The organism is Romboutsia sp. Marseille-P6047, assembly GCF_900604535.1.
In the GTDB taxonomy this organism is placed as follows: domain Bacteria; phylum Bacillota; class Clostridia; order Peptostreptococcales; family Peptostreptococcaceae; genus Romboutsia_E.
In genome coordinates, this window is sequence record NZ_UWOT01000004.1 from 12,579 (window position 1) to 26,318 (window position 13,740).

5 protein-coding genes, 1 tRNA gene, 1 rRNA gene and 2 riboswitches are annotated in these 13,740 nt (G+C 32.5%); all 7 genes read right to left on the reverse strand.

Going from position 1 to position 13,740, the window contains the following annotated elements; genetic code table 11:
- Nucleotides 1-95: 95 nt before the first annotated feature.
- Nucleotides 96-1,796, reverse strand: coding sequence for a protein kinase domain-containing protein (locus EIH23_RS05070; protein ID WP_122639146.1), 1,701 nt, complete (start codon nt 1,794-1,796; stop codon nt 96-98).
- A gap of 152 nt (nt 1,797-1,948) precedes the next feature.
- The gene (locus EIH23_RS05075; protein ID WP_122639147.1) at nt 1,949-2,809 is read right to left on the reverse strand and encodes a YitT family protein; all 861 of its coding nucleotides are present in this window, start codon (nt 2,807-2,809) and stop codon (nt 1,949-1,951) included.
- Nucleotides 2,810-2,910: 101 nt separating this feature from the next.
- Nucleotides 2,911-4,026: a hypothetical protein gene (locus tag EIH23_RS05080; RefSeq protein WP_122639148.1), complete on the reverse strand. Its 1,116-nt coding sequence runs from the start codon at nt 4,024-4,026 to the stop codon at nt 2,911-2,913.
- Nucleotides 4,023-5,945, reverse strand: coding sequence for a glycosyltransferase family 2 protein (locus EIH23_RS05085; RefSeq protein ID WP_122639149.1), 1,923 nt, complete (start codon nt 5,943-5,945; stop codon nt 4,023-4,025). Before EIH23_RS05085 ends, EIH23_RS05080 begins: the two co-directional genes overlap by 4 nt.
- 228 nt (nt 5,946-6,173) lie before the next feature.
- Entirely contained in the window at nt 6,174-10,040 is a 3,867-nt protein-coding gene (locus EIH23_RS05090) for a pectinesterase family protein (RefSeq protein ID WP_122639150.1), read from the reverse strand.
- A gap of 72 nt (nt 10,041-10,112) precedes the next feature.
- Nucleotides 10,113-10,196: riboswitch (cyclic di-GMP riboswitch) on the reverse strand.
- Between the two features lie 88 nt (nt 10,197-10,284).
- Nucleotides 10,285-10,368: riboswitch (cyclic di-GMP riboswitch) on the reverse strand.
- Nucleotides 10,369-10,503: 135 nt separating this feature from the next.
- A tRNA-Thr gene (locus EIH23_RS05095) sits at nt 10,504-10,578 on the reverse strand.
- 81 nt (nt 10,579-10,659) lie between these two features.
- Nucleotides 10,660-13,562: ribosomal RNA gene (locus EIH23_RS05100) — 23S ribosomal RNA — on the reverse strand.
- Nucleotides 13,563-13,740 lie beyond the last annotated feature (178 nt).

Here is a 13,740-nt window from a genome sequence, read left to right on the forward strand (position 1 = left end):
TTTTATATTGTTTAGGATAATTATATTAAGATAATCTTTATTATATGATTAAATCTTATTAATCATATAATAAAGATTAAGAAGTTAGTTGCTTTTTATTGTGGTGTAACTTCAGGTGTTGTTTGTGGTTCTTGTATTGGTGACTGATCTGTAGGTGTATTTGGAGTTTGTTCTGGTTTTTGCTCTGGTTGCTGAGGTGTCTGTTCTGGTGTTGGTGTCTGCTCTGGTTGCTGAGGCGTTTGTTCTGGCGTTGGTGTCTGTTCTGGTTGCTGAGGTGTTTGTTCTGGTGTTGGTGTCACTTCTGGTTTTTGCTCTGGTTTTTGTTGTATATTATTTTCTGTATTATTGTCTTGGCTAGGTTGTGATGTGTTTGTGTCACCTTCATTTTTATTTTGCTCGTTATCTGTATTTAAAGTATTATCAATTTCTACATCTTCAATTTCTATTGGGTTATATTTTTTATGAGTATATTCACTATTATCTGTATTTGTATTAGTGTTATTCTCTTGTGTTGCATTTGTGTTTTGTTGATTTACTTTATCTCTTGTTTTATTTGTATAACCTGTTGGTTTATTTTGATTTGATATAGTTGTATTTGGTACATTATCTTTATTTTTTAAACCTTCAATAATATCACTTCCTGCAAATTTTAAAGTTGCAGATACTATACCTACTGCTGCGCATGCTGATACAATTTTCATATATTCTTTATATTTAGATCTGTCCTCTTCTTTTCCTGTACCTTCAGTTTTTAAATTTTTAACTTCTTTAAATTCTTCATTATCATCTTCATTTTTTCCAGATTCTTTTATATTATTTTCATTTATAGTTTCATTAGAGTCTATATTCTTGTGATTCTCATTAATATTATTATTTTCTTCAATATTATTATCGTCTTTATTATTCTCTACTTCTATACTTTTGCTTTTTTCCATGTTTGCTATTGCTTTTAATTTAGCTTCTATCATTCTTTCTTTAGCTTGCTTTTCAAATTCTATATCATTTCTAAATGTTCTTATATTGTAATCTAGGTGTGAGCTTATATCTAATAAAAAAGCATCTAAGTTTTCATATCTATCTTTGGGATCTATATACAAACAGTTTTCTAATATAGATATTACGTTTAAACTACATTTTTCTTTGTCTATATAAAATTCTTCCATCATACTTTTATATAATTCTTTTTTACCATTTTCCCATACGAATGGTAGCTTTTTATTTATTATTTCAAATAGTACTATACCTAGTGAGTATATGTCTGATGTTTTATTTATTGATTTGTTAGCTACTTGCTCTGGTGATATATATTTTATTGTTTTAGGATATTTATCTATATATCCTGTAGAGTCTAGTTTTATAGTATTATCTTCATTTATATATATTTTTTCAGTGCTTAGATTTTTATAAACTATATTTAGTCTATGTAAATCATGTAATCCGTTTATTACTTGTTTTATAATCCCTAAAGCTTCATTTTCTGTAAAATCTTTATTCTCTAATATTTTTTCTAAAGTTTCATATTCAGTGTATTCCATTTCAACAATGTAATATATAGTGTCCATATAACAACCACTGTCTACATTGTTTATTTTAAGCAAGTTTTCATTTTCATTTATATTTGAAAATTGAACAATCTTTTTTAACTCATCAAATTTACTTTCCTTATACTGACTTTTTTCGTAAAGCTTTAAAATTACCTTCTCTTTTGTTTCTATATTGATGGCTGTATATGTTAATTTTGATTTATCCTTCGAAACAAGTTCAAGTGACTCATATTTTTCTGTAAAATTAATCATACTTTTATCATCCTTCTATAAAAAATTAAAGGTATGAATCCAATTTCTATCCATACCTTTTTACCTTAGATTATAATAAATTTTATGCTTTTCTTATAATAACTATTCTACTAGTTTTATTTCATTAATTTATTATATCTGATTATATTTAATTATACATTTATATCCTTAAATCCTTCTCCAAGTACTTCATGTACATCACTTACTATTATAAATGCTCTTGGGTCTACTCTTTTTATAAGTTTCTTAAGATGAACTTCTTGTTTCTTTTTTACAACTGCTAGTAGTATACTCTTATTATTGTTAGTGTATCCACCTCTACCATCTAGTATTGTAACCCCTCTGTTTATATCATTTACTATTGCATCTCTTAGAATTTCTTCATTATCACTTATTATCATAAATGCTTTTGAATAATCAAATCCTGATATTATTGCATCTACTAATTTAGCTATTATATATAAAGCTATACCTGAATATAGCCCAGTTTCTAAATTTCCATTTGCAATACCTGCTGATACAACTACCATTCCATCTATAACTATTAAACATTTTGATAAAGGTATACTTGGTATTATTCTATTTACCATAAGTGCTATTAAGTCTGTTCCACCTGTTGAACCATCTACGCTAAATACCATACCTATACCTACTCCTAAGAATATTGCTCCTGATATTGCTGATAAAAGTACATCTTCTGTTACTGATACGTTAGATAGTGGTGCTGTTACATCTAGTAATCCTGATAGTATTAACATACCTATTAGTGTTTTTATAGCATCTTTTTTACCTAGTATTTTCACTGAGAATATTAGTAGTGGTATACCCATTGCTAACATTATTGTTGATACTGATAGTCCTGTTAGTTTACTTAGTACTAGTGATAAACCACTTAGTCCTCCCGGTGCTATTGTATATGGTTTAAAGAACATGTTTAGACCTATACTCATTGATAGACATCCTATTATTAATCCTATAAATTCTATGATTCCTGTTTTTATTTTATTATTCATTTCGACAAATCCCTCCCTTGCTATGAATATTATATCAGTAATATTTTGTTTTTCAAACAAAAAAATGGATAGCAAGTAATTTTGCTATCTATTTTATATTTTTATTTTTCAAATGAAGAGAAATATGCCGAAACTATTTCTAATTGACCACTTCGATTAGTAATTGTATTATATGGATTTGAGTCTACTAATAGCTCTACTTTTTCTATATTACCTAGTTTATTATTATATTCCAATATGTCGTATTGAAAACTTAAGTCAGTTTTTGATTTTTTAGTTAAATCAATATTTATATTTGCTACTTCATTGTTTTTACCATATACATTTATAACTATATTTTCTACGCTATTATCTATATTTTTAATCTCTAAATTAAAATATCTACATCTAGGATTATAGTTTTTAACCTCACTACTTATGTTTTCAAAGTCATTTAAGTTCTCATATGTTACTACGTTATTATTTATATTATATCCATTAGTGTATGCCCATGGTGTAAGTGTATTCTCTCCATATTTTATACTTAAAGCTTCTACTGATTCTAAAATCATCTCACCTTGTCTATCATATAAGTCCTGATAATCACTATCAGATTCAACTCTCATTGCTAGTCTTACACCATTTGTCATATGACCCTCTAATTCTTTTAATGATTCTTCTATATCTATTGTCATATTTATTGCATCTGATTTATTTGAGTTTTCTAATTTGTAATCTCCTATTTTCTCTTCAAAATATTCCATATATTGATTGTCACCACTACCTACTAACATCTTTTCATCACCTTGTAGGTAAAAGCTAATTTGAGATATGCTATTATTTATATTTTTAAATTTCAATGATAATGAATTAGTTAACTCTCCATCTACATATGATAAAGGAACTTCTTTCGTTATATATGTATTATTTTGAGTATTACTAAACTTAAGTAAAACTTCATTATTTTCATTGTAACTTAAATTATAGTCATTACTTTTTTCTCCTATATTCCACTCTTTTACCTTACTTATTGTATTTGATGTGTCTGAAGTGTTTTTAAGTTTATCTATATTGGTGTGACTATCTGATTTTACCAGACTAGTACTGTTTACTACATTATTAGTAAAACCTTCTATAGTATCATAGTTATCCATAAATAAAATACTTAATCCACATACAGCAGCTATTGTTACTGATGTTGCTACTTTTCTTTTTCCTGATACTTTACCTATACTCAATATTCAATCTCTCCTTTCATTAATTGTTGTATATAGTCTGTTTTATTGACTATTCTATCTAAATCATAGAAAGGTCTTAGTGAATCTGAGTATATATTTATTAAATTTAGATATGCATCTTTTGATATTTTATCAATTTGTAATATTGCTTCTCCATTAGTTGATTTCTCTATTACTCCTGAAATTACATTTCCATTTAATGATAGTTTTAATTTTTCTCCTTTTAGAAGTACTCTATCATTATCTTGTTCTAAAGTTAAGTAATCTTCAGAAATACCTATTAGCTTAAAACTAAATTCTGTTTCTAGTTTATCTTCTTCAACTAACTGTAGTCTTATATATTCACATACTATCGTATATGGTTCTTCATTATAATCTTTTATTAATGATATACGTATTAGTACAAACATTGGTATTACATTATATATTGTCCATAGTATGTTTATACCAAATATGCCTAAGTTAAGTTCACCTGTACTAACTCTATAACATCCCATTAGCCAAGATAATATTGTTAATATTATTAAAATTATATGAGGGTAAGCTTCTTTTATATATATATTTCCAGCTGATGATTTTACATCCTTATTTGTAACTTTAAACTTTGTATTTGATTTTTTAAATATATGTGCAAAACAACTTTTTGCGTTGTATGGAGCCATTATTGTTTCATATATATGTGCCCAGTACATAGTTCTTGTATTTGGTGAGTTTACACTGAATATTGAATATTGAACTGCAAAATATGGTACGAACATTACTAATAGATCTTTAATAGGTGCGTCTATAAAGAATATACCTGTTAATAAATAAAATATTGGAGCTATTATAAATATCATTTTTAATATACTTGAATACCAAGATAGTAATCCATCTATATAAGCTATTTTTTGATTTAGTTTTAATCCTTTTATTTTAAATGGATTTTTACTTTTTAATAATTGAAGATTACCTCTACACCATCTATCTCTTTGAACTAAAAAGTCTTTTAAATTAGTTGGATTTAATCCTAATGCTAACGGTTCATTTAAAAATACACTTTTATATCCTTTTGACTGAATCAAAAATCCTAGTGCTATGTCTTCAGTTATAGAAAAAGTAGGATATCCTCCAATAGCATCAAGAGCTGTTCTTCTAAATACAGCATTTGTTCCAACATGTATTTCTGAGTTTATATATGAACGATTTTCTTGAACATCCCTCATAAAGAAATCTTGTTCTGCTGGAATTTTACGCTTAAAAGCTTTTTGGAATATATCTGCATTATAAAAACTTTGTGGTGTTTGTACAAATCCAACATTTTCATCATTAAAATATGTCACAGTTTTTTCTAAAAAGTTACTCTTTGGAATCATATCTGCATCAAATACAGCTATTAAATCTCCATTTGAATGTAATAACATATTGTTTATGTTTCCTGATTTTGAATAAGTGTTATCTTTTCTTACTGAATAATGTACATTTAGCTCTTCACATAATTTTTTCACTTCGTATCTTTTACCATCATCACATACGTATATATTTTTCTTATCTTTATCATATTTTATATCCAGTGCTGCAGCTATAGTTGTTTTTATTATATATGTAGGTTCATTGTATGTTGGTATAACTATATCTACAGTAGGTAGATTTTCATCTTGGGATTTTCTTAATAGTTCAAATTCTTCCTTTGGATTTCTTGAGCTTATATATACAAATAACATAAATTGTATAAACCCAAGTATTTCAGCAATAAGTAATCCTATTCCTATATATTTGCTTATACCATATGTTGGTACTGCTGAGAATCTCCAAACGATGTAGTTAAAGGAAAGTATTATACTTATTGCATATAGAATACTTTTTACTTTTGGATATATTAGAAATAGTAAAATTAGTATTCCTAGAGATAAAGAAAAATATAAATATATTATCTTCACCCACCTCCTAATATTTTTTTGTTTTTTTGATTAGATAGTTGGATATGATACTAATTATTATTATGCTTTTTAACTTTTAATATGAACTATAATTTATAATGCCATACTCAATAAATTAATATATATCTTAAATACATTACTATTCCTTTTTATTTCTTTATTTTTATTCTTATATATGAATAAAAGAAAAGCAGATAATAAATTAAGTTTTATTATCTGCTTTTTATATTAATTATTTATTTTTCTTTTATTTAATATATAAAGTACTGCTGATGATAGAACTACTAAAGCTATTAAACCTAGTATACTATTATCACCTGTTTGAGGTAGTGCAGTTGATTCCATATTTGAGTCATTTTTATCATCTGATGAATTTTGGTTATCATTTGGAACTTGTGGTGATTCAGGCTTACTCGGTATTTCTTGAGTATCAGATTCACCTGGAACCTCTGGTTCAACTGGTATTTCTGGATCACTTGGTAATTCCGGTTCTTCCGGGTCTACTTCTGGAATTTCTGGTAATTGTAATTTTTCATTTACAGTTACTTTTATCTCCTTAGTGAAACTTGCTCCATCTAAGTCAGTTACCTTATAAACTACTTTATATTCTCCAGCTGTTTTTGTATCTACTGTATTTTCTATAACTTCAATCTTTTCTGTTAAATCTCCGTCTTCTTTATCATTTGCTTTTACATAATCTTTAGGATCAAAAGTATCTCCTAACTTTATATTTACATCTTCTGCATTTATTTCTGGTACATTATTCATTTGTACTAATGGAAGTTTAACAGTTACTGTACATGTAGCTTCTTCACTACCACTTCTTGCTGTTATTACTGCTGTTCCTATACCTACAGCTTTTACATTTCCATTGTTATCTACTATAGCTACATTTTCATTGCTTGATTCAAATATAACTGTTTTATCAGTAGCATCCTCTGGCCCTACTGTTGCTATAAGTTTTGCTGTATCTCCTATATTCATAGGTAATTCTGATATATTTAATTCTACTAATGAAACATTTACTATGTTATCGTATGCAGAGTTTATATTTGTAGAATCTGACTTTTCAGTTGGATTCCAATCATCATTGTAGGCATCATTTCCGTTTACTGATGCTGATGAAGTTGAAAATACATTTTCTAATGAGTAATTTGCTATTTCACTATTTTGTATTAATGGTCTAGTATCACTTAATTTAGCTCCTGGTCCATAACTTCCATATTCAAAGAATCTTGCTGTTGATGCTAAAGAGTTTGCACCCATATCATCCCAACCATTAGTTGCTATATGACTTCCCATGTAGCAGTTTATATATGCAACTGCTGGAGTTACTGTATCAGTAGCACTACTTGGTCTCCATGGTCTTCCTAAAGATACTGAGTTATCAGCTATATCATCAAGTCCAATTAATCTTGAATTCATTATTACATATCCATAAGCATCTTTATCCCATGTATCTGCTGCTGTTATATATCCATTCTTTGGAGATAAGTTTCTATTTACTGATGCTATATCACAGTCATTAAATACTGCTTGTGCACGTCCAAATATAAAGTCAACATCACCTTCTATATAACATTTATAGTAATATTGTCTTGCTGGCGAAGAACTACTTGCATCTGCTAATAGTGTATCTTGATTTCCTATAAATCTACAGTTTATAAATATACTTTGATCAGCTTGGTTATTTAATGCTACTGCTTGATCACCTTCTACTATTTGCTTTTCTTCGTAAGCATTTTCTATTGTAATGTTTTCAGCTATAAATCCAACAGCTTTTGATTTTATAGTTACACTAGCACTTTTACTTGTTCCATATTTTTCTCCTGTTTCAGGATTTATTGTTCCATTTGAAGCATCGTAAGTCCATATAGTCTTTTGGCTATCTTCGCCTATTATACTTATATATGGTGATTGTACTATTGTTTTTTCTTTATATACGCCATTTTTTACAAATATGTTTACACGTTCTGTATTTTTAGTTGGTACAGAGTTTACTGCTTCTGTTATTGTGCTATATGTTTTTATTCCATCAACTTCTCTTCCTTCAACACCATTGTATGTTGAATCAACGATTATATCATAGTTACCATTGTTTAAATATACTATGTTATAAGTTTTTACTGTTGTTTTTCCATCTTCTGTTGTATGGTAAATTTCTATTATGTTTCTTCCTAAGTCTAATGTTAAGTTTTTAGTAAATACTTCATCTTTTGATTTTTCTATAGCATTTACTTTTATTTTATCATTTTGCTTTATTGTTATCTTTCCATCTTTATCAACTGAACCTTTTAATGTTATTACAGGATTTGATACTGTATCATTTGGTTCTTCTATCATGTTGAAATTAGCGGCATTATCTTCATATTGTATATTGTCTGGATTACTATTGTTTGGTACTGCTACTACTTCTTTTGAGTCGTATGCATTTCCATTTTCATTTTTTGCCATTATCTTATAGTAATATGTTTGGAAGTTTACTACTTCTAAATCTTCATATGTTGTTTTAGAAGAATCAACTTCTGCTATTTCTTTATATTCTCCATTTTTTTCTGTTGATCTTTTTATTACATATGAAGTAGCATCTTTTACTTCATCCCAGCTTAAAGTTACTTTAAAATCTTTAGCCTCAGCTTTTACATTTTCTACTGTATCAACTGGCATTTTTTCTATTGTTGAATCATAGTAAAGTTTATCTTCATTTTCTATTCTTACATTGTCAAAAGTAGCAACTGCTGGAGTTTCACTTCCTCCGTTACTTACTACAAATCCTACATACCAAGTGTTACTTTCATTTACAACAGTTTGAGTTTTTACTATTGTTTTATCGGTTGGGAATGTTGGGTCTTTAGATATATAAGCTTTAAATTGAGTTTTATTTCTTTCTATTTTTATATATTGATTTTTAGAATCTGCATTTAATTCACCTATTTGAGCTGCACCTGATTTTGCTGATGCATTATCTCTATAAGCATATCTATATTGATTTTTACTTGGTTCTACATATACGCCAAAGTAGTCTGCATCATTAGTAGAATTATTATTACGTACAAATACACCTGCTTGACCATATTTTGCATTACTCATATCAAAGTCTACTAATCTAGCTACTATAGTAGCGTTACCTTCTACTTTGTAATTTATAAACTGATAGTTATCAGTTGATGATACATCTTTTCCTATATATGTACCTGATCCATTTACTGTGAATGATTTTGTATCTTTATCAAAATTAGCATATACATTTTCACTGTCATTCCCTATTGATGAATTATTAAATCCATCTGGTAATGTTCCCACACCATAGTTAGGAAGTTCAGGTGTTTCTGGTATTTCTGGTACTTCAGGTACTTCTGGAGTTTGTATATCTGTTGAAGTGTAAATAATTCCACTTTCATTTTTTATTGTTATATCATTAAAACTTGCAACTGCTGATGTTGTACTTCCTCCATTACTTACTACAAATCCTAAGTTCCATGTAGTAGATGATGAGTTTATACTTTGTCCACCAGATGCTATTATGTCATTAAAATCTTTGTCATTAGCTATATAATATTTAAAAGAAGTTTTATTCTTTTCAATTTTTATATATTTATTTTTAGATTCTTTTGTTAATCCTGATATAGCTGCTGCACCAGTTCCACCTGTAGAGTTATCTCTATAAGCATATCTATATTGATCTTTACTTGGTTCTACATATACACCAAAATAATCTGCATTGTCGCTAGTATTATTTTCACGCATAAATACTCCTGCTTGACCATATGGAGCATTACTCGTATTAAAGTTTTCTAATTTAGCTATAATTGTAGCATCACCATTAACTTGGTAACTTACAAATTGATAGCTATCAACTGATCCCTTATCTTTTCCTATTAGGTTACCTGAGCCTTGAATTTCTAATGTCTTACTAGTGTTGTCAAAAATTGCACTTCCATTACCGTAATTGTTACCTATAGCTACACTTGTAAATCCTTCTGGTAATACGTTTGTTTCTGCATTAACTATACCTAAATTTGGAACCATGTACCCTATTACCATGGCTATTGTAAGAACTATAGATAATACTTTCCTTTTTAGATTGTTTTTCATACTATTCTCCCTTCAAAAAAAGGCTATAGTTTAACTTATTTAGTTAGATTAAAATATCTAAACTAAGTTAAGTTAAAATATAGCCGGTTGCACTACTAGCTCCATATGATTTAAGTGCCCATTTACAAATCATACTTCTTAGCTTCTATAATTTTTTGTTTAAATAAAGGATATTAGTCTTTTTGCAATAAAAAAGACTATATCTGTTTATAAATCAATTAGTTTCATTTCTAAATGACTTATAATTAAACATAGCCGGTTGCACTAGTAACTCCATACGATTCAAGTGCCCATATATAAATCGTACTTCTTTGTCTCTATTTTTTTCAGACAAAATCATTGTCTTTTGTTATAATATCAAATTAATATGATAAAATCTACTATTTTCATTCGATTTATTTTTACATATTCTGTAAATTCGTTTTTGAACACAAAAAAAGACTAAGAATATCTTAGTCTTAAATGGAGCTGGTGATAGGAATCGAACCTACAACCTGCTGATTACAAGTCAGCTGCTCTACCGTTGAGCCACACCAGCAAATATAACATTTTAGGATTAAAGTATGATAATACTTTCAAAACTACATATCATTTACAATATTTATCATTTAAATTTATTTTGGTCAAGTCCTCGACCTATTAGTATCGATAAGCTAAATACATTACTGCACTTACACCTTCGACCTATCAACCAGGTAGTCTTCCTGGGGTCTTACCCTTACGGTGGGAAATCTTATCTTGAAGTCGGCTTCGCGCTTAGATGCTTTCAGCGCTTATCCATTCCGCACTTAGCTACCCAGCTATGCCCTTGGCAGAACAACTGGTACACCAGAGGTGCGTCCATCCCGGTCCTCTCGTACTAAGGACAGGTCTCCTCAAATTTCCTACGCCTGCGACGGATAGGGACCGAACTGTCTCACGACGTTCTGAACCCAGCTCGCGTACCACTTTAATGGGCGAACAGCCCAACCCTTGGGACCTACTACAGCCCCAGGATGTGATGAGCCGACATCGAGGTGCCAAACCTCCCCGTCGATGTGGACTCTTGGGGGAGATAAGCCTGTTATCCCCAGGGTAGCTTTTATCCGTTGAGCGATGGCCCTTCCATGCGGAACCACCGGATCACTAAGTCCGACTTTCGTCCTTGCTCGACCTGTATGTCTTGCAATCAAGCTCTCTTGTGCCTTTACACTCTACGTACGATTTCCGACCGTACTGAGAGAACCTTTGAGCGCCTCCGTTACTTTTTGGGAGGCGACCGCCCCAGTCAAACTGCCCACCTGACAGTGTCCCAAGACCAGATTCATGGCCTATGGTTAGAGTCCCAGTACTACAAGGGTGGTATCCCAAGGATGACTCCACGCAAACTGGCGTTCACGCTTCATAGTCTCCCACCTATCCTGTACATGTAGTACCAAGACCCAATGTCAAGCTACAGTAAAGCTCCATGGGGTCTTTCCGTCCTGTCGCAGGTAACCGGCATCTTCACCGGTATTACAATTTCACCCAGTCTGTTGTTGAGACAGTGCCCAAATCGTTACGCCTTTCGTGCGGGTCGGAACTTACCCGACAAGGAATTTCGCTACCTTAGGACCGTTATAGTTACGGCCGCCGTTTACTGGGGCTTAAGTTCACTGCTTCGATTGCTCTAACAGATCCCCTTAACCTTCCAGCACCGGGCAGGCGTCAGCTCCTATACATCGTCTTGCGACTTAGCAGAAACCTGTGTTTTTGGTAAACAGTCGCTTGGGCCTATTCTCTGCGGCCTGTCATAGACAGGCACCCCTTCTCCCGAAGTTACGGGGTCATTTTGCCGAGTTCCTTAACAACAGTTCTCTGGCTGGCCTTAGGATACTCTCCTCACCCACCTGTGTCGGTTTGCGGTACAGGCACCTTTAACCTCGATAGAGACTTTTCTCGACAGTGTGAAATCAGCTACTTCGCTACTAAATTTCGCTCCGCATCACATCCTAGCATTATTCCTACGGATTTGCCTGTAGGAACTGCCTCAATGCTTGCCCGTACATAACCAACAGTACGGTTAGCTTATCCTTCTGTGTCATCCCATTTCTCAAACGGTTATTGGTGGTACAGGAATATCAACCTGTTGTCCATCACCTACGCCTTTCGGCCTCGGCTTAGGTCCTGACTAACCCAGGGCGGACGAACCTTCCCCTGGAAACCTTGGGTTTACGGCCTGTGGGATTCTCACCCACATCTCGCTACTCATGCCAACATTCTCACTCGTATACTGTCCACATGTCCTTACGGTCATGCTTCAACCTGCATACGAAGCTCCCCTACCCATCATAATGATGCCGTAGCTTCGGTAGTACGTTTTAGCCCCGGAAATTTTCGGCGCAGGATCACTCGACCAGTGAGCTATTACGCACTCTTTAAATGAGTGGCTGCTTCTAAGCCAACATCCTGGTTGTCTGTGCAATCCCACATCCTTTACCACTTAACGTACATTTAGGGACCTTAGCTGACGATCTGGGCTGTTGCCCTTTTGACTATGAATCTTATCACCCACAGTCTGACTCCCAAGTATAAGAATACGGCATTCGGAGTTTGATAGTCTTCGGTAAGTGCAATACCCCCTAGGACATTCAGTGCTCTACCTCCGCTTCTCTCAACCTTGAGGCTAGCCCTAAAGCTATTTCGGGGAGAACCAGCTATCTCCGGGCTCGATTGGAATTTCACCGCTATCCACAAGTCATCCCCGAGCTTTTCAACGCTCGTGGGTTCGGTCCTCCACGAAATTTTACTTTCGCTTCAACCTGCTCATGGATAGGTCGCCCGGTTTCGGGTCTACGCCAAGTAACTTAAATCGCCCATTTAAGACTCGCTTTCGCTACGGCTCCACACCTTAAGTGCTTAACCTTGCTACTTAACGTAACTCGTTGGCCCGTTCTACAAAAAGTACGCGGTCACACAAGTAATGTGCTCCCACAGCTTGTAAGTACAGGGTTTCAGGTTCTATTTCACTCCCCTCCCGGGGTTCTTTTCACCTTTCCCTCACGGTACTATGCGCTATCGGTCACTAGGTAGTATTTAGGCTTGGAGGATGGTCCCTCCTGCTTCCCACAGGGTTTCACGTGTCCCGTGGTACTCTGGATCACATCTAAAGTCTTCTCGTTTCAGCTACGGGGCTATTACCCTTTATAGCGGAGCTTTCCAACTCTCTTCACTTACGATACCTCTTCGTTTATGACGTGTCCGCAACCCCAACAAAGCAAGCTTTATTGGTTTGGCCTGTTCCGCGTTCGCTCGCCGCTACTTACGGAATCGATTTTTCTTTCTCTTCCTCCAGGTACTTAGATGTTTCAGTTCCCCGGGTTCCCTTCGCTAAGCTATGTATTCACTTAACGATACTTAGACATTACTCTAAGTGAGTTTCCTCATTCGGAAATCTTCGGATCAAAGTTTACGTGCAACTCCCCGAAGCTTATCGCAGCTTATCACGTCCTTCATCGGCTCCTAGTGCCAAGGCATCCGCCCTGCACCCTTAATAACTTGACCAGTTATTAAAGTTTGTAATTTTAAAGACTTTTCTTGTCTATATATAATTAAATGATGTCATATCACTAAATGTTATGCAGTTTTCAAAGTACTATAAGGTTTTATCTTTCCTATTCACCCACGCTTTTTACAATAAACTAGCGAAGAGGCTATGATAATAGCAATGTTACTTGTCATT